The sequence below is a fragment of the Bifidobacterium sp. ESL0827 genome (genome assembly GCF_052606685.1).
Genome location: NZ_CP199597.1, coordinates 678,335 through 696,875 on the forward strand (window position 1 = coordinate 678,335; position 18,541 = coordinate 696,875).

Genomic DNA, 18,541 nt, shown 5'->3' on the forward strand with positions numbered 1-18,541 from the left:
TCAGCTACTTACCGAAGAGGATCTCGTCCCAACTGGGTACGGCCGACCGTCCGGAGTGCTTTTTGGCCCGTTTGCTGCGGCGACCCTCCTTGGGCTCGTCCTCCTGATCGTCCTGACTGGCATCATCGCTTTGATCCGGCTGCTGAAGCTGCTCCTGGTCAGCTTGGCTTTGTCCATGGTTCTGAACGGGCAAAACCATAGTGGACTCGGTGTCCCTGATTGGGGGATGCTCGGCCGTGTCAGGGTCCTCGGTCAGCTCGGCACGGGGGTGGTTGAGCTCTCGTTCGGTTGTCCGCTCCTGGCCTTCCTTGGGTTTGCCATAGAGCCAGGCCGTGAGCGCCGCCTGACGCTCACCATTTTCCTGGTCGCCCGTTTCACGGTCATCTTCCTCGTCTTCGATTTTGGCAAAGGTATCGTCCTGGGTTGGAGGGCGCCTGTCGGTCTGGTCGTCGATCTCTTCGGCGCGACCCTGGTCCCAGGCGGGCCGCTCCTGTCCATGGTCGTCTGCGGAATCGTCCAGCAGCATCCTGGCCGCCCCGTTCAGGCAGGTCACGGTGTTGTCATGCATGTTCCAGGCCCAGTGGGCGTTGAAGATCCGCTTGTCCAAGGTAAACACCCCGTTGATATTCCAAGGTTCGTACCCTCGCCTGGTGGCCTGCCAGGAAACCTGTGCCAGACTGACCCCCGCACGGGCCAGTACTTTGCCTATCAGTTCCTGGTAGTTACGCCCGCCTGACCCCTTGGGCGCCGGCATGGTCAGGAACTGCTCGATGGCGTACTTCTTCTCGGTCTCCACCGGAGCCGCGAAACGCCGTACCAGCGCTTCGTTGACAGCGTATTGCTGTGCCACCTGCTCGGGGCGGGCGCCGGCGCGCACAGCCGCCTGAATGGCAGAGACAGGCAGTGGCTTGGACTTGCCAGTTTGGGGGTCCACGTCCTCTTCTTCCCTGACCTGCTTGGCCTCAAGAATGGCGCGATCAAGCGCATCGTCGACCTTTACGGCGAAGTGCCGGTGGTCACAGACGAAGACCAGATCGCCCCTGTCGTCGACATGGTCAAAGCTGGCCATCCTGGTCCCATTCTCAGACATGCACGCCCCTATCCTCTTACGGTTCCTTTACACGGCCTCAGGTATTTCCATTGTGCCCTACGGTTGGTATTTTACGTGCTTTTGAAATCGTGTATCCTATGCGCAGTACATATCGTGTGAAATGACCGGTATACGAGGTGGCTGGTCGAACAAGGAAAGGGTACACGATGGCACAGGATTACGATACCCCGCGAGACAAGGACGAAGACGAGGAATCCCTGCAGGAGCTTGGCAAAAGCGGCCAGGATGCCGGGGCTGACCTGGACGATGACGAGAACGCCATCGCCGAGGACTACGAGCTGCCTGGCGCCGACCTGAGCAATGAGGACTCTTCGGTGACTGTCATCCCCATGCAGGGCGATGAATTCATCTGCTCTAACTGCTTCCTGGTCAAGCACCGGAGCCAGCTGGCCTACACAACCCCCGACGGCAAGCCCGTCTGCAAGGAATGCGCCGCCTGATGGCCTATGACGAGTCCTACAACGAGCCCGAAACAGTCGAGGTCCTGTTCAAGTCCTTGGATGGGGCCGACGTACCCGAATACGCCATGCCTGGCGATGCCGGGGCCGATCTGCGAGCCAGGGTGGCTGTAGATCTGGCCCCCTTCCAGCGGGCCTTGGTGCCCACGGGAGTGGCTCTGGCCCTGCCCAACGGCTACGTCGGCCTGGTTCATCCACGCTCGGGGCTGGCGGTCAAAATGGGGGTGACCGTGCTCAACGCGCCCGGGACCATCGATGCCGGCTACCGGGGCGAAATCAAGGTGCCGCTGATCAACCTGGATCCGCATGAGTCGGTCCACTTCGAGCCTGGGGAGCGCATCGCCCAGCTGGTCATCCAGCGCTACGTGCAGGCCCGTTTCGTGCCCGCCGAACGCCTGCCCGGCTCGGTGCGTTCGGATGGCGGATTCGGCTCGACCGGCCGCTGAGGCACCCTTCGGACACGGGCGGCCTGAATGGGCCAGACGCAAGTGTAGGATTGGTGCATTATATCGGGATATTGGAGGCTTGAATGGTCACTCAGGAGGGCAGCGTCTGCAGCAATGATGTCGGCGACCAGGCCCCATCTGGCCTGTCCTCCAGAGCCTTGGGATGCGAGGTCAGCGACGATCCGCTCAACCCCCTGATGCCCATCTGGGAGATCTGCACCGCCCACCATCCCGGCGAGGATCTGTCCATGCTCCAGCGCGCCTACGACCGGGCCGTGGTCCAGCATGCCGACCAGAGGCGCAAGTCCGGCGAGCCCTACATCATCCATCCACTGGCTGTGGCACAGATTCTGGCCGACCTGGGCATGGGGCCCACCGTGGTCTCGGCCGGTCTGCTGCACGACACCGTGGAGGACACCGATTACACCCTGGAGCAGTGCCGGGACGAGTTCGGCGACACGGTTGCCGGCCTGGTGGACGGGGTCACCAAGATATCCAAGATGGACTACGGCGATTCGGCCCAGGCCGAGACCATCCGCAAGATGATTGTGGCCATGAGCCGGGATGTGCGCGTCCTGGTGGTCAAGCTGGCCGACCGGGTCCACAACGCCCGAACATGGCGCTATGTCAAGGCTGCATCAGCCCAGCGCAAGGCCCGTGAGACCCTGGATGTCTATGCACCCCTTGCCAACCGGTTGGGCATGAACGCCATCAAGACCGAGCTGGAGGAGCTCAGCTTCAAGACCCTCTATCCTAAGATCTACAACGAGATCGTAGTGCTGGTTTCCCGCAGGGCCGGCCAGCGGGAGGTCTACCTGCAGCAGATCCTGGACGAGATTCACGAGGATCTGGACGCCCAAGGCATCAAGGCTCAGGTGACCGGACGGCCTAAGGACTACTTCAGCATTTACCAGAAGATGATTGTGCGCGGGCACGATTTCGCCAACATCTATGATCTTGTCGGGGTGCGCATCATCGTGGACACCATTCGCGACTGCTATGCGGCCCTAGGTGCAGTCCATGCCCGGTGGAGCCCGGTGCCTGGGCGGTTCAAGGATTACATTGCCATGCCCAAGACCAATCGCTACCAGTCCCTGCATACCACGGTGGTGGGCCCGGGCGGCAAGCCGGTCGAGATTCAGATCCGCACCTGGCAGATGCATCGCCGCGCAGAGTTCGGCATCGCCGCCCACTGGAAGTACAAGGAGAACGGTTCTGCCGGCCGTGAGCTCTCCCAGCCCGATAAGTCCGATGTCAAGCGTGAGCGCCAGGAGGGAGAGCTGAGCCAAGAAGACAATCTGACTTGGATTCAGCAGCTGGCCGACTGGACCAGCGAGACTCCGGACTCCAACGAGTTCTTGGGTTCCCTGAAGGACGATCTGGGCGCGGCCGAGGTCTACGTGTTTACGCCCAAAGGCAAGATCATCTCCCTGCCAGCCGATTCCACGCCCGTGGACTTCGCCTATGCCGTCCACACCGAGGTGGGCCACAGAACCATGGGCGCGCGTGTTAATGGCCGTCTGGTCCCTCTGGATACCAAGCTGCGCAACGGGGACACGGTGGAGATCCTGACCAGCAAGTCGGACACCGATGGGCCCTCGCGCGACTGGCTCAGCTTTGCCAAGAGCCCTCGCGCACGTAGCAAGATCCGTCAATGGTTCAGTAAAGAGCGCCGTTCGGAGACTATCGAAGAGGGCAAGGACGAGCTGATCCGCGCCATGCGCAAGCGGAACCTTCCCGTGGCCACCCTGCTGACGCCCGAAGCCATGGTGGGGGCCGCCGACGAGCTCAACTATCCCAATGAGAAGGCGGTCTACGCAGCCATTGGTGACGGACAGGTATCCACCCAAAACGTGATTTCGCGGTTGGTCCATGACGCTGGTCGGTCAGCCCTTGAGGACGAGGTGGAGCAGGAGGCCATTCCCCTGCAGCGGGTCACCAAATCCAGTCGGCCGGAGACCTCCCAGGGGATCTCGGTCAAGGGCGTGGATGATGTTTGGGTCAAGCTGGCACGCTGCTGCACCCCAGTACCTGGAGACCCCATCACCGGGTTCATCACCCGCAATCAGGGAGTCTCGGTTCATCGGTCCGACTGCCAGAACCTTCTGGACCTGCGTAAGAAGCAGCCCGAACGGATCATCGAGGTCTCCTGGACGGGTAAACAGGGCACCTTCATGGTCCAGATCCAGGTGGAGGCCCTGGATCGGCCCCATCTGCTCTCAGACATCACCCAGGTGCTGTCCGACCACGGCGTCAATATCCTGTCTGGTAGCCAGTCTACCGGCCGGGACCGGGTGGCGGTCAGCCAGTTCGTCTTCGAGATGGGTGACCCCCAGCATCTGAACACGCTCTTATCGGCTGTCAGGAAGATAGACGGTGTCTTCGATGCTTACCGGCTGACCGGAGCCAAGGGCTCGACCAGTCCTCATATGCGGGCCATTTGACCTTTCCCCCAACCACCACTATGTCATCCTTTCCTTCATACACTGACGACGGCATGTTCCAACTGTTTTGTCGAAGCGATCACTTGCTTTCAGTTTTTGAAAATTCGCTGGACTAAAGTCTGATAGATGGTTATAAACGGTGGTTATAGAAGGACCCCCGGTGGTCAATGACCTGGCCGGGGGTCTTAGCGGGAACAGCTGCAATCAATCAGCGCACGGCGTTCATCCACTGTTCCTTAGTGGCCTTTTCGGCTTCCAGCTCCTGCTTCTTGGCCGGATCCTGCTCAGCGGCAATCCGCCGATTCAAGTCCTCAAGCTGGGCGGCCAGCTGCTGCTCGAAGCTGGAGACGCGGGCATCGGCCTCGGGGTCGGACTGGTTCCAGGCCGCATCTTCCACGGCCTTGATTTGCCGGTCCACGGCATCCATCCTGCCCTCGATTCGGCGCACGTCGTCACGGGGGACGAAACCGATGGCGTCCCATTCCTCCTGAATCTTGGCCAGCTCCTGCCGGGCTTGCTTGGCGGCCTTGGAGTCCTTGACGGGCAGCAAGGCCTCGGCCTTGGCCACCAGGGCCTCCTTCTTGGTCAGGTTCTCGCGCTCGTTGACCGAGGTCTTGTCCCGGTCGGCCTGACGGGCGTTGAAGAAGACATCCGCGGCCTGACGGAACCTAGCCCAGAGGGCGTCGTCATCCTGACGTCCTGCACGCCCGGCCTGCTTCCAGCGGTCCATGAGTTCGTTGAACTGATGGGAGGTGGGTCCCCAGTCAGTGGAGTCCTTGATCTGGTCGGCCTCGGCGATGATTTCTTCCTTGATCCGCTTGGTCTCGGACCGCTGGGCATCACGCTGCTGGGCCCACTTGCGGCGGGCCTGGTTGAAGGTGGTGCGGGCGGAGGAGAAACGCTTCCAGAGCGCGTCCGCGTCGGCTTTGTCAATGCGGATGGTGGTGCGCTGGTGGTGCTGCCACTGCTCGAAGAGGGAACGGAACTTGTCCGCTGTGGATCGCCAGTTGGTGGAGTCGCCTAGGGACGCGGCCAGCTCTTCGGCCTTCTCCACAATGGCGGTCCGCTCCTTGATGGCCTTGGCCATAGCGTCCTTGCGTGCCTGTGCCAGTTCAGCCTTGCGAGTCTGCCCCTTTTCGGCCAGCTGCTCCAGTTGCGTGCGCAGGGCGGCAAGGTCGCCGACTGCTTCAGGCTGACTGGTCTCCTCCTTGAGTGAGGTTATGGATTCGTCAATCTCGTGGACTTTGATCTTGGGACTGCGCAGTCTGGAGGCGAATAGGTTCAGCTTCTCCTTGAGGTCCAAGTATCGGCGGGCGTAAAGATCCAGGGCCTCCTTGGCATCAGCATTGGGGAACTGGCCTACCTGACGCTCCTGATCACCCTCGCGGACGAAGACGTTGCCCTGCTCGTCCACCCGGCCGAAGGCTTCTGCCTTGTCGATCTCCTCTTGACTGTAGGTGGGAGCGGCCGGGGCGGCCTTGACGTGAGGGGCCTTGTGGGCCAGAGCCGCGGGGGAGGGAACCGCCTTGGGCTTGGGCGCAGCAGGTGTAGCTACCGGCGCGGGCGCTTCAGCAGTTGCAGGCTGTGGCTCAGCCGGTACCTGTGCGCTCTGGGTTGGTGCATCCTCAGTAGATGCGGTCTGTCCGGGGGCAGCCTGTTCCTGCCCGGCTTCGGGCGTTGTCGCAGCGGCGACCTGGCCCTCCGCGTCCGCGGTGTGCTCCTCCTGTGGTGTCGAGGTGTTCTCGGGTGTGACGGCGGTGTTGTCGGCCATGGCCAGCTCCTTAGGCTTGTGTGTTGGAGAGATCGCAAAATATGGCAATACCATTTTCCTTGACCTCCTATAGTATAGGTTCTTATGGCAAAAGGCACATCTCTATCCGGTTTCCCAGAATGGCTTCCTTCGCAAAGAGTGGTGGAGCAGCGCATCATCGACACGCTCCGTAAGGTCTTCGAATTGAACGGCTACATCGGCATTGAGACCAGAGCTGTAGAAGAGGGCTCCAGCCTGCTCAAGAAGGGGGAGACCAGCAAGGAGATCTACCTGCTCTCCCGACTGCAGGATCTGGGGCAGGAGAAGGATGTGCCAGTGGAGCGTCGGCTGGGCCTGCATTTTGACCTGACTGTGCCGCTGAGCCGTTATGTAGTGGAACACAGCAACGACTTGACCTTCCCCTTCAAGCGCTGGCAGATTCAGAAGGTCTGGCGGGGGGAGCGCCCTCAGGAGGGACGGTTCAGGGAGTTCGTCCAGGCTGATATTGATGTGATCGGCAACGGGGAGCTGCCCGACCACTATGAGGTCGAGGTACCCCTGGTCATGCTGAGCGCCCTGGAAGAGCTGCGGGCCTTTGGCCTGCCCAAGCCCACTGTGCACGCCAACAACCGCAAGCTTTCCGAGGGATTCTACCGGGGTCTGGGTCTGGAGGATGTCGAGGGCGTTCTACGTGAGATCGACAAGCTGGACAAGATTGGCCCTGACGAGGTGGCCAGCCTGTTGGTCAGTGAGTGCGGCGCCAATCAGGATCAGGCCAAGGCCTGCCTGGATCTGGCCGAGCTGACCGCCGACGATGGCAAGCAGCTGAGCCAGCGGTTCGATGCCTTGGTTGACAAGGTTGGCATCGATAAGGAGTCTTCTTCGTACGCCTTAGCCATTGAGGGGCTAAAGACGCTGGCCATGATCATCGACGAGGCTGCCCGCATTCGGCCTGGCTCGGTCATCGCCGACCTGAAGATTGCCCGCGGGCTGGACTACTACACCGGCTCTGTCTACGAGACCTTCCTGGAGGGGGCGCAGTCCCTGGGATCCATCTGTTCCGGCGGCCGCTATGACAATCTTGCTAGCCAGGGCAACCGGACCTATCCAGGCGTAGGGCTGTCCATTGGGCTTTCTCGCCTGCTCTCCTACATGCTGGCCCACGGGGTTCAGGCCTCCAGGGTTTCTCCGGCTGCGGTCATGGTCGCCGTCTGGGACGAAGAGGATCGGACCATCAGCAACCACATCGCCCAGGATCTGCGGGCCAGGGGTATTGCCGCTGATGTGGCGCCTACTGCAGCCAAGATTGGCAAACAGATCCGCTATGCCGACCACCTGGGCATCCCCTATGTCTGGTTCCCTGCCAAGGAGGGCCAGCAGGAGGGCGACCAGGTCAAGAACATCATCACCGGCGATCAGACTCCGGCTGACCTGGTGTCGTGGACGCCGGATAGCCTGTATGCCCGGCAGAGTGTGGAATACCAGGCCTGACGCAGGGGCAGGTCGAGCATTATGGAGGTACAGGAAAGCATGGGCCAGTCGGCTTACAGAACGAGCTACGCCACGAATGTCACTGAAGATATGGTCGGTCGCCAGGTGACGGTGGCCGGATGGGTGGATCGCCGCCGTGATCACGGAGGCGTGGCCTTCATCGACCTGCGTGACCGCTCCGGTCTGGTGCAGATCGTTATCTATGACGAGGAGGAGGCCCGGCCCCTGCGTAGCGAGTACGTCATCCAGGTCACCGGCAAGGTTCGCGAACGTCCTGAGGGCAATGACAATGAACACCTGTCCACCGGACACATCGAGATCGTTGCAGACAAGATTGAGGTTCTGGCCAAGTCGGCAGCCCTGCCCTTCCAGGTGTCTACAGCCCTGGAGAACGAGGCCGAGAACAAGCTGCCCGGCGAGGATGTACGGCTGCGCTACCGTTATCTGGACCTGCGTCGCCCCTCCATGCAGCACAACATCCGTCTGAGGGCCGCCATGAACCGTGCCGCCCGTGCTGCCCTGGACAAGATGGATTTCTGCGAGATCGAGACGCCGACCCTGATCAAGTCCACCCCCGAGGGCGCCCGTGACTTCCTGGTGCCGGCCCGCCTGGTGCCCGGATCCTGGTACGCCCTGCCGCAGTCTCCCCAGCTGCTCAAGCAGTTGCTGATGGTGGGCGGCTTTGAGCGTTACTACCAAATCGCCCGTTGCTACCGCGACGAGGACTTCCGCGCCGACAGGCAGCCTGAGTTCACCCAGCTGGATATCGAGATGAGCTTCGCCTCCCAGGAGGACGTCATGGCCATGGCTGAGCAGGTCATTGCCGAGGTCTGGAAGGCTGCAGGATTCGAGGTCACCCTGCCCATCCCCAGGATCAGCTGGCAGGAGGCCATGGACAAGTATGGTTCCGACAAGCCTGACCTGCGCTTCGGCAACCCTATCGTCGAACTGACCGACTACTTCAAGAACACCCCCTTCCGGGTCTTCCAGGCTCCCTACGTAGGCGCCGTGGTCTACCAGGGTGCGGCTAACCTGCCCCGCAGGCAGTTCGACGCTTGGCAGGAATGGGCCCGCCAGCGTGGTGCAAAGGGTCTGGCCTATGTCCAGTTCACTGGCGACGGCACTCTCAAGGGCCCGGTGGCCAAGAACCTGTCTGATGCCGAGCGTCAAGGCCTCAAGAAGGCCGTAGGCGCCACGGACGGGGATGCCGTCTTCTTTGCAGCCGGTCCCCGTGAGGCTTCGCAAACCCTGCTTGGCGCGGCCCGTGTGGAGATCGCCCGTCGCCAGGGGCTGCTCAAACCCGACGAATTCGCCCTGACCTGGGTGGTGGACTTCCCGCTCTTCAAGCCCACCGACGACCCGGACGACGACGATGTGGCCGTGGGACATTCTAAGTGGACCTCCATGCACCATCCTTTCACCATGCCTTCGGCCGACTGGATCGACCGCTTCGACAAGGATCCCGAACACGCCATGAGCGACTCCTATGACATCGTCTGCAACGGCGAGGAGATGGGCGGCGGCTCGGTGCGTATTCACCGCGATGACATTCAGGACCGGGTCTTCAAAGTGCTGGGCATCGGCCCCGAGGAGGCCCAGGAGAAGTTCGGCTTCCTGCTGGAGGCCTTCAAGTACGGCGCTCCGCCCCACGCAGGCATCGCCTTCGGTTGGGACAGGACTGCCCAGATCCTGACCGGAGCGGACTCCATCCGCGATGTCATCGCCTTCCCCAAGTCCGGTGGCGGCCAGGATCCCATGACCGGGGCTCCAGCGCCCATCTCCGACCAGCAACGCGCCGAGACCGGCGTGGATTGGGAACCGGATCAGGAGAATACCGACTGAGCGCACTTCGTCACTGGTCGACGAGAGTCTAAAAGGGCTGGAATTCTGCGGGATTCCGGCCCTTATTGTTTAGGCCAGTTTATGCGCAGCAGGTCAATCGGTCGCGTTCGGCCAGTGGCTCTGCTTTTCAGGAGAACCGTTTCTATGGCCGCTCTGCAACAAATGATGAGTAAACTGCCCAATATGAGCGAAACAACCAAACAGCCGTCGGAGCGGATTCTGCCGGAGAAACCGGCCTCGGATCGCCCCGTCCAGGATAACTCCGGGCCGCTGGTCGAGCTGGCGCACGTCGAGAAGCATTTTGGCAACCTGCACGTCCTCAAGGACATCAACCTGCAGGTTGATACCGGCGAAGTGCTGGTGGTGGTCGGCCCCTCAGGCTCCGGTAAGTCCACCATGTGCCGGACTATCAATCGTCTAGAGTCCATCGACTCCGGTGTCATCAGGATCGAGGGAGAGCCTTTGCCTCAGGAGGGACGTGACCTGGCTCGGCTCAGGGCCGAGGTGGGCATGGTCTTCCAGTCCTTCAATCTGTTCGCCAACAAGACCATCCTGGAGAACATGACCCTGGCGCCCATCAAGGTGCGCCATATGCCCAAGAAGGATGCTGAGGACCTGGCCATGGACCTCTTGGCCCGGGTGGGCGTGGAATCCCAGGCCTCCAAGATGCCCTCCCAGCTCTCAGGCGGCCAGCAGCAGCGTGTAGCCATAGCCCGCGCCCTGGCCATGCAGCCCAAGATCATGCTCTTCGACGAGCCCACATCGGCTCTTGACCCGGAGATGGTCAACGAGGTGCTGGATGTGATGATTCAGCTGGCCCAGGAGGGCATGACCATGATCTGCGTGACCCACGAGATGGGCTTTGCCCGCCAGGCCGCCGACCATATCGTTTTCATGGCCGATGGACGGATCCTGGAGAAGGACGACCCCGACGACTTCTTCGATCACCCCAAGACCCAGAGGGCCGCCGACTTCCTGTCCAAGATTCTGACCCACTGAAGCAGGAGGGAAGCGTATCCGCATGAATGCAAGCATGCATGGCATGGGCCAGCCGTTGAAACGGCTTGCCAGGAATTTGACCGCGATCCTGTGCGCTTTGGGTTGCCTGATCTCCTTGGCGGCCTGTGGCTCCGACAAGGAGGCAGGCAAGATTCGGGTGGGCATCAAGTTCGACCAGCCTGGTCTGGGCTTCAAGAAGGCCGGAACCTATGTGGGCTTTGACGTGGACGTGGCCGCCTACATCGCCGACAAGCTAGGTTATAGCCCCGACGACATCGTCTGGAAGGAGGCCCCCTCCAAGCAGCGTGAGGCCATGCTCCAGAATGGCGACGTGGACATGATCCTGGCCTCCTATTCCATAACGGATGAGCGCAAGCGGGCCGTCTCTTTCGCTGGACCCTACATCGTGGCCGGACAGGACCTGCTGGTGCGCAAGGAGGACCACCATATCCGTGGCCCCGAAGACCTCAACGGCAAACGACTGTGCTCAGTGACCGGATCCACCTCGGCCGTCACCGTCAAGAAACGGTTCGCCAAAGAGGTCCAGCTGATGGAGCAGCCGGGCTACGCCGAATGCGCCACCGCCCTCTTCTCCGGCATCGTCGATGCAGTCACCACTGACGACATCATCCTGGCTGGTCTGGCTTCTGCCTCCCGTGGAAGGCTGCGGCTGGTGGGCAAGCCCTTCACCCAGGAGTACTACGGTGTGGGCATCAAAAAAGGCAATACCAAGCTGGCCCACAAGATCAACGCGGCTCTGGCCGACATGGAGGCCAACGGCTCCTGGCAGCGGGCGCTCGAGAACAACACCCGGGGCACCCATTACAAACCCGATCCGCGCTACAACCCACCTAAGCCCAAGGAGGGGGAGTGAGATGTCAACCATCATCGAACTGTTCACCGACTACGACATCCCGGCAGCCTTTTGGGTCAACATCCAGCTGACCCTCTGGTCGGCCCTCTTCTCGCTGATCCTGGGCATCATCCTGGTGATCATGCGCATCTCGCCCATCTCCTCCCTGCGGGCCGTCGGCCGAGGGTATGTGGAGTTCTTCCAGAACATGCCTTTGACCATCATCATGGTCTTCATGGTCCTGGGTGCCTTCGCACAGCTCAAGATCAGCTTCTCGCCGGAATTCTCCGTCAACTTCTTCTGGCTGGCAGTGACCGGCCTGTCCCTGTATACGGCAGCGTTTGTCTGCGAGTCCTTGCGCTCGGGCATCAACACGGTGCCTCTGGGCCAGGCTGAGGCGGCCCGCGCTCTGGGGCTGAGCTTCTTCCAGTCGGCCTCGCAGATCATACTGCCGCAGGCCTTCCGTGGTTCGGTGGCGCCCTTGGGTAACACCTTCATCGCCCTGCTGAAGAACTCCACCGTGGCTGCAGCAGCCTCCGTGGCATCCGAGAGCTCCTCCCTGATGAGCGAGATGATAGAGTTCCACGCCAATGCCATTGTGGCCATCTTCCTGATTTTCGCCCTAGGATATGTGATTCTGGTTTTGCCCATCGGAGCTTTGACCACGTACCTGTCCAACAAGCTGGCAGTGAGGAGGTGAGCGGCCATGGCACCAGATAATGAGAGCTCGCTGCTCTTCGATCAGCCCGGTCCCAAGGGTCGGCGCACCATACGAATCGCCAATTGGATAGCCGCTATCATCTTCGCCATAGTGGTCATTCTGGTGCTGATGAGGCTGCACAATCCTCCTGATGGGGAGAACCAGCTCAGCTGGGAGCTTTGGCGTCCGGCCCTGGACTACGAAGCTTGGTCGGACTTCTATCTGCCTGGGCTCTGGCTGACCATCAAGGCTTCGGTGGTTGCAGTGATTGGCTCGGTCATCTTTGGGTTTGTCTTCGGCCTTGGCCGTCTGCTGCCCAACTGGCTGGTAAGGGCAGTCTCAGGAATCATCGTGGAGTTCTGCCGGGCCGTCCCGGTTCTTATGATGATGATCTTCTTCTGGCGCTGGTTCGCCTTTGCCGGAGTCAGCCAGGCCTCCTATTGGGCCGTCGTGCTGGGCCTCATTCTTTACAATGGCTCCGTGGTGGCTGAGTTGATTCGTTCGGGGGTGGGCAACCTGCCCAACGGCCAGCGTGAGGCCTCCCTGGCACTGGGGCTGACCAGGACCCAGTCGCTGATGCAGATCGAGGTTCCGCAGGCCGTCTACGCCATGCTACCGGCGGCCGTGACCCAGCTGGTCGTGGTCCTCAAGGATACGGCTCTGGGCTCCATCATCATGTACACGGATCTGCTGCAGGAGTCCCGTCGTCTGGGCTCCATGTACTTCAACATCCTGCAGACCCTGGTGGTGGCCTCGGTGGTCTACTTCTTCGTCTGCTTCCTGCTGTCGCACTTCGCCCGTTGGCTGCCCAAGAAGATGCAGGAGCGCACTGCCGCCCCCGCCGACTTCGTGGAGCCGGCCGCGCCCGTGGCCATCATGGATCCCTCCAACGTCAACCAGATAGCCGTAGCCAAGGAGGTGGACGAGGACCGGTACGGCGGTGCGCCGTTGCAGTACCACGCCCATCACCGTGGATCCAATGCCTCCATCCAGCACTGGAGGAAGACCCGCTACATCCAGGGCTATGACCGGACCCAGCCCGACACGCTGGTCGATCCGCACAAGGCGAGCCTGGAGATTCCGGACTTCCTCAAGCCGGGCCGTGGTAGCCGTTCCGCTGGTGATCAGAAGGCCGAGGGCAAGACCAGGAAGGATAAGAAAGGCGGCAGCGACAAAGACGGCAAGAACAGGGGCTGACAAAGATCTCCCGGCTGCTTTGTTGCCTGGACGAAGCCAGTCTCCGGCCGGACTTGTGTGCCTGGCCGGATAGACTGGTGGACATGGTCCAAGAACATGCTGATTCCTCAACCGCCTCAACCGACCAACCAGTCTCCTTGGGCGACTTGGTCCCCGAGGCGGGAGGCCCCCGCAATCTGACCGAGGATCAGATCTACGACCGTTTCTTCTCCTGGGTGGCTTCCCGGGGCATCACCCCCTGGCCGCATCAGGAGGAGGCCGTCCTCTCCCTGGTTTCTGGCGACCATGTGATTCTGTCGACCCCGACCGGCTCGGGCAAGTCCATGGTGGCCTTGGCCATGCACTTCATTGCACTGTGTACCGGGCGCCGCTCCTATTACACGGCTCCCATCAAGGCTCTGGTCTCCGAGAAGTTCTTCGACCTGGTTTCGGTTCTGGGTCGCGACCGTGTTGGCATGATCACCGGCGACACCCATATCAACACAGATGCCCCGGTCATCTGCTGCACGGCCGAGATCCTGGCCAACCAGGCGCTCAGGGAGGGCAGACATGCCGACATCGGCTGCGTGGCCATGGATGAGTTCCACTATTACGGGGACCCGGACCGAGGCTGGGCCTGGCAGGCGCCCCTGCTGACCCTGCCCGACGTGCAGTTCCTGCTCATGTCGGCCACCCTGGGCGACGTGGATCAGATCGCCCAGGACCTGGAGCGCAAAACCGGGGTGGGGGTGGACATCGTCGCCGACGCCCCCCGACCGGTGCCTCTGGACTACCGTTATGTGGACACCCCCTTGCCCAACACTGTGGAGTCCTTGCTGGCCGATGGGGATTCGCCGGTCTACATCGTTCACTTCTCCCAGGATGCCGCCCTGGAGACGGCCCAGGCCCTGTCCAGCACGGGGGTTTCCGACCGAGGGCAGCGCGACCGGATCAAGGAGGCCATGGCCGGCACCCGCTTTACCACGGCCTTCGGCAGGATTCTGCAGCGGCTGCTGCGCACCGGGGTCGGGGTCCACCATGCGGGCATGCTGCCCAGGTACCGGCGTCTGGTGGAGCAGCTGGCCCAGGATGGTCTTCTACCGGTCATCTGTGGCACGGACACTCTGGGGGTCGGCATCAATGTACCCATCCACACGGTCCTGCTTACCGGGCTGACCAAGTTCGACGGCTACAAGATGCGCCGTCTGCGGGCCAGGGAATTCCATCAGATCGCAGGCAGGGCCGGACGCATGGGCTTCGATACCAGCGGGCTGGTCGTGGCCGAGGCTCCCGAATACGAGATTGAGAACGCCAGGGCCGTGGCCAAGGCTGGCAACGACCCCAAGAAGCTCAAGCGGATCAAACGCAAGAAGCCACAGGAGGGATTCGTAACCTGGGGCAAGGGGACTTTTGACAAGCTGATCGAGGCACGTCCCGAGACCTTGACACCGCACCTGAAGATATCCCACGCCATGGTGCTCAACGAGGTCGATCAAGGCGGTGATGCCAGGAGACGGGTCGAGGACCTGATCGAGGACTCCCGTCAGACGCCCCAGCAGAAGGAGCATCTGCAGGACCGGGCCGACGAGATCTTCCAGACCCTGACCGACACCGGGGTCATCGAGACCGAACGGAACCCCGACGGCGGCCTGGACTACTTCACGACCGTGGACCTGCCCGAGGATTTCGCCCTGGACCAGCCCCTCTCGCCCTTCCTGCTGGCCGCTCTGGAGCTGCTGGATCCCGAGGACCCTGACTACGACATGAATCTGCTCTCCATGGTCGAGGCCACCCTGGAGGATCCCCGGCAGATACTCAAGGCCCAGCAGCGGCAGGCCCGTGACGCGGCCATCCAGCAGATGAAGGAGGATGGCCTGGAGTACGAGGAACGGATGGAGCGTCTGCAGGAGGTGACCTGGCCCAAGCCCCTGGAGGAGCTGCTGGGGGAGGCCTTCGACCGCTACCGCCGGGATGTCCCCTGGGCCAACGACTATGAGATCCACCCCAAGTCCGTTCTGCGGGACATGATCGAGACGGCCTCGGACTTCAACGGCTACATCGCCCGCTACGGAATATCCCGGTCGGAGGGGACCCTGCTGCGCTATCTGTCCGATGCCTATCGGGCTCTGAGCAGGACGGTGCCCGAAGAGTTCATGGATGAGCGGCTGGATGACATCCTGGCCTGGCTGGGGTTGATTGTCCGCTCGGTGGATTCCAGCCTGGTTGATGAGTGGGAGGCCGCAGGCAGGGTCGAAAATGGCGAAGTCGCAAGCGGCCTGGATGCCGCTCCGCCCAAGGTGGAGAACCAGGTGGTGGCGGACCGGCGTGGGTTGACCCTGCTGGTGCGCAACGCCATGTTCCAGCGGGTTGAACTGGTTGCCGCCGACCGGCCGGAGGCCCTGGCCGACCTGGATGCGGACTGGGGCTACGGCCTGCGGGCCTGGAGCGACGCGCTGGACGACCTCTACGAGGACCACGAGCAGATACTTACCGATGCCCAGGCCAGGTCCTCGGACTTCTTCAGCCTGGATGACCGTGACGAGCGCCAGGGGCACACCTGGCGGGTCCGGCAGATCTTCGACGACGTCGAGGGGGAGCGCGACTGGGGCATCGCCGGCATCGTGGACCTGGATGCCACCCAGGAGAGCGGTCAGGTGGTGTTCAAGGAATACCGGGTGGGGCCCATCGAGGAACTGATGGACCTATAAGCCTGAGTCTCTATAGGACCTTGGAGAGGAAGGACTGCAGCCGAGGGCTCTGCGGGTGGCCGAAGATCTGTTCGGGCGTGCCCTCCTCCTCGATGATCCCGGCATCGGTGAAGATCACCCTGGAGGAGACCTCCCGGGCGAAGGCCATCTCGTGGGTGACCAGAATCATGGTCATGCCGCCCTCTGCCAGGGAGCGGATGACTTCAAGCACGTCGCCCACCATCTCCGGATCCAGGGCCGAGGTGGCCTCGTCGAAGAGCATGATGTCCGGGTGCATGGCCAGTGCGCGGGCGATGGCCACACGCTGCTGCTGCCCGCCTGACAGGTCCGTGGGCCGTGCGTCAGCCTTCTCCTGAAGCCCTACGGTCTCCAGCAGGTCCAGGGCCTGTTGACGTGCATCCTCCTTGGGTGTCTTGTGCAACATGTGGGGGGCCAGCATGATGTTGTCGGCCACGCTCATGTTGGGGAAGAGGTTGAAGTGCTGGAAGACCATGCCCACGTGTTCGCGCAGCTTGTCGATGTTGGTTTTTGGATCGGAAATGTCGATTCCATAGACGCTGATTGTGCCCGAGGTCGGCATCTCCAGGGCGTTGATGCAGCGCAGCAGGGTGGACTTGCCCGCGCCCGAGGGGCCGATGATGGAGATGACCTCGCCCGGCTTGACCTCCATGTCGATCCCCTTGAGGACCTCGGTGTCGCCGTAGCGCTTGTGCAGGTCGCGGATGGATACGGCCATCTGGGATGTTCCCTGGTTGAGGCGACTTTGGTTCTGGCGGATGCGACGGGTCAGTCGTCCGGTGTCCATGTCCGGGTCCTCGAAGTTCATCGATGCAGCCTCCTATCGAGCATATTGGCCATCCAGGTCAGGGCGCTGATGGCGACGAAGTAGATGACGCCCACCATGAAGAGGGTTTCGGTCACGCGGAAGTTGGCCGCGTAGATCTGCTGGGCCTGGTAGAGCAGTTCGCCGAAGCCGATGGCCAGCAGCAGGGAGGAATCCTTGAGCATGATGACCAGCTGGTTGATGATGGAGGGCGTGGCGAACCTGACGGCCTGGGGCAGGATGACCCGGCGCAGGGCCATGCGACGTGTCAGGCCCAGACTGCGGGCTCCCTCCATCTGCCCGACGTCCACCGATTCGATGGCCCCGCGCACGATTTCGACCAGGTAGGCTCCGGAGTTCAGGGACAGTGTCAGCGCGCCGGCCAGCCAGATGCTGATGCGGTGGCCGATCAGCTGGGGGACACCCAGGTAGAAGAAGAAGGCCCAGACCAGAACGGGTGTGCCCCTGAAGACCGCCACGTAGATGCGGGCGATCCAGGACAGGATCCGGTTGGGGCTGATCCTCCACAGTCCCAGGATGACGCCGATGGCCAGGGCGATGACGAATGATATGGCCGTGATAGCCAGGGTGTTGCGCAGGCCCAGCATCAGGGAGGGGAATGCCTGGCGGACCAGTTCGAAGAATCCGGGCCGTGATGCGGGCGCGCTCTTGCTGGAGTGGCCGCTGCCTACATAGGAATCGACCAGCTTCTTATAGCTGCCGTCAGCCTTCATCCTGGCCAGACCCTCGTTGAAGGCGGCCACGAACTCCTTGTTCTCGCCCTTGCGGACGGCCGCCCCGTAGGAGGCGCCAGGCTCCTTCTTGGTCACGGTCTTCAGCCCGTTGCCCTGGGCGATGCCGTAGGCCAGGACCGGGTAGTCGTCGATGACCGCCTGGGCATTGCCGGACTTGACCATCTCATACATGGTGGAGGACTGGTCCACCGCCTTGACCGTGAAACCGTACTGGGCCGCACGCTGCTTGGCGAAGGCCTCGCCCTCGCTGCCCGTCTTGACGGCCACCACGCTGCCTTGCAGATCCTTGTAGCTGTGGATCTGGTCGTTGTCCTTGGCGATGGCCATCTGCACGCCGGAGTCGAAATAGGGGTCGGTGAAGTCGTAGACCTGCTTGCGCTGGTCGGTGATGGTCATACCGGCTATGACCACATCGGCCTGTTGGGAGTTCAAGGCTTGAAGGGCGGCGTTGAAGCCCAGGGACTGGATCTGCACCGAGAACCCCTCGATGTCGGCGATCTTGCGGATCAGATCCATATCGATGCCGACCAGCTTGCCGGAGGAGTCCCTGAATTCAAAGGGGGCGAAGGTGGTGTCGGTGGCGACACGGAAGGTGCGTCCTTGGACCGCTTGAGCGGCGGGAGAGTCCTCGGCCGCCTGCGCCGGCGTGGCCAGGGGGGCGACGATCAGGGCTGAGAGCCCCAGGACCAGGGCGAGCAGGCCGATGGCCCACCTGCCTGGACCCGATGTCCATCCCTGGCGAACATGCTTGGCGATCACTGGCGATTCTCCTTATTGTTCCGACTGTGCCGGTCCCGGGTTTTTCAGGCGGCAGGCCTTGCTGCCGTCCATGGGCCAACCTGAAGATATATTCAGGCGGATGACCAGTAAACTGTACACACACCGTGTTTCCGGGACCCAACTACGCGCTGGGCGATACGGCCATATGGATTCCCAGTCTAGCGCGTTCGTCCTGCTGTTTGTGGCAGGCACAGGCCTATGCTGG

The 18,541-nt window shown here is 62.0% G+C and carries 14 protein-coding genes; 10 read left to right on the forward strand and 4 right to left on the reverse strand.

Going from position 1 to position 18,541, the window contains the following annotated elements:
* Positions 1-4 precede the first annotated feature (4 nt).
* Positions 5-1,090 carry a septation protein SepH gene (sepH, locus tag ACUIAI_RS02520; RefSeq protein WP_110412702.1) on the reverse strand — a complete coding sequence of 362 codons (1,086 nt, stop codon included), beginning with the start codon at positions 1,088-1,090 and terminating at the stop codon, positions 5-7.
* Between the two features lie 167 nt (positions 1,091-1,257).
* Between sepH and ACUIAI_RS02525 the strand changes: the two genes are divergently transcribed.
* The 3 genes from ACUIAI_RS02525 (at position 1,258) to ACUIAI_RS02535 (ending at position 4,459) form a co-directional block, all read left to right on the forward strand.
* Complete coding sequence (locus ACUIAI_RS02525; RefSeq protein ID WP_024627827.1) at positions 1,258-1,551, forward strand: DUF4193 domain-containing protein; 294 nt, start codon at positions 1,258-1,260, stop codon at positions 1,549-1,551.
* The gene (gene dut, locus ACUIAI_RS02530; RefSeq protein WP_445342539.1) at positions 1,551-2,015 is read left to right on the forward strand and encodes a dUTP diphosphatase; all 465 of its coding nucleotides are present in this window, start codon (positions 1,551-1,553) and stop codon (positions 2,013-2,015) included. The genes ACUIAI_RS02525 and dut overlap by 1 nt, the downstream gene beginning before the upstream one ends.
* 83 nt (positions 2,016-2,098) lie before the next feature.
* Positions 2,099-4,459: a RelA/SpoT family protein gene (locus tag ACUIAI_RS02535; RefSeq protein ID WP_258334425.1), complete on the forward strand. Its 2,361-nt coding sequence runs from the start codon at positions 2,099-2,101 to the stop codon at positions 4,457-4,459.
* Positions 4,460-4,667: 208 nt separating this feature from the next.
* Here the strand turns inward: ACUIAI_RS02535 and ACUIAI_RS02540 are convergent, their stop codons facing one another.
* Positions 4,668-6,230 (reverse strand): DUF349 domain-containing protein, encoded by a 1,563-nt coding sequence (locus ACUIAI_RS02540; protein ID WP_445342540.1) that lies wholly within the window; start codon positions 6,228-6,230, stop codon positions 4,668-4,670.
* Between the two features lie 84 nt (positions 6,231-6,314).
* Here ACUIAI_RS02540 and hisS point away from each other — a divergent pair, with 84 nt between their 5' ends.
* The 7 genes from hisS to ACUIAI_RS02575 all read left to right on the forward strand — a co-directional run bounded on the left by hisS (position 6,315) and on the right by ACUIAI_RS02575 (position 15,978).
* The gene (hisS, locus tag ACUIAI_RS02545; RefSeq protein ID WP_445342541.1) at positions 6,315-7,700 is read left to right on the forward strand and encodes a histidine--tRNA ligase; all 1,386 of its coding nucleotides are present in this window, start codon (positions 6,315-6,317) and stop codon (positions 7,698-7,700) included.
* A gap of 39 nt (positions 7,701-7,739) precedes the next feature.
* Entirely contained in the window at positions 7,740-9,542 is a 1,803-nt protein-coding gene (gene aspS / locus ACUIAI_RS02550; protein ID WP_445342800.1) for an aspartate--tRNA ligase, read from the forward strand.
* A gap of 144 nt (positions 9,543-9,686) precedes the next feature.
* Positions 9,687-10,541 carry an amino acid ABC transporter ATP-binding protein gene (locus ACUIAI_RS02555; protein ID WP_415873604.1) on the forward strand — a complete coding sequence of 285 codons (855 nt, stop codon included), beginning with the start codon at positions 9,687-9,689 and terminating at the stop codon, positions 10,539-10,541.
* 43 nt (positions 10,542-10,584) lie between these two features.
* Positions 10,585-11,415 carry a glutamate ABC transporter substrate-binding protein gene (locus ACUIAI_RS02560; RefSeq protein ID WP_445342801.1) on the forward strand — a complete coding sequence of 277 codons (831 nt, stop codon included), beginning with the start codon at positions 10,585-10,587 and terminating at the stop codon, positions 11,413-11,415.
* Position 11,416: 1 nt separating this feature from the next.
* Positions 11,417-12,094, forward strand: coding sequence for an amino acid ABC transporter permease (locus ACUIAI_RS02565; RefSeq protein WP_110412705.1), 678 nt, complete (start codon positions 11,417-11,419; stop codon positions 12,092-12,094).
* 6 nt (positions 12,095-12,100) lie between these two features.
* On the forward strand, positions 12,101-13,291 hold the full coding sequence (locus ACUIAI_RS02570; RefSeq protein ID WP_445342542.1) for an amino acid ABC transporter permease: 1,191 nt from the start codon (positions 12,101-12,103) through the stop codon (positions 13,289-13,291).
* Positions 13,292-13,374: 83 nt separating this feature from the next.
* On the forward strand, positions 13,375-15,978 hold the full coding sequence (locus ACUIAI_RS02575) for a DEAD/DEAH box helicase (protein WP_445342543.1): 2,604 nt from the start codon (positions 13,375-13,377) through the stop codon (positions 15,976-15,978).
* A 10-nt stretch (positions 15,979-15,988) separates the two neighbouring features.
* Here the strand turns inward: ACUIAI_RS02575 and ACUIAI_RS02580 are convergent, their stop codons facing one another.
* Together ACUIAI_RS02580 and ACUIAI_RS02585 are read right to left on the reverse strand one after the other, a co-directional pair.
* A complete protein-coding gene (locus ACUIAI_RS02580; RefSeq protein WP_045936082.1) occupies positions 15,989-16,714 on the reverse strand; it encodes an amino acid ABC transporter ATP-binding protein in 726 nt (241 codons plus the stop codon).
* An 86-nt stretch (positions 16,715-16,800) separates the two neighbouring features.
* A complete protein-coding gene (locus tag ACUIAI_RS02585; protein ID WP_445342544.1) occupies positions 16,801-18,315 on the reverse strand; it encodes an amino acid ABC transporter substrate-binding protein/permease in 1,515 nt (504 codons plus the stop codon).
* Positions 18,316-18,541 lie beyond the last annotated feature (226 nt).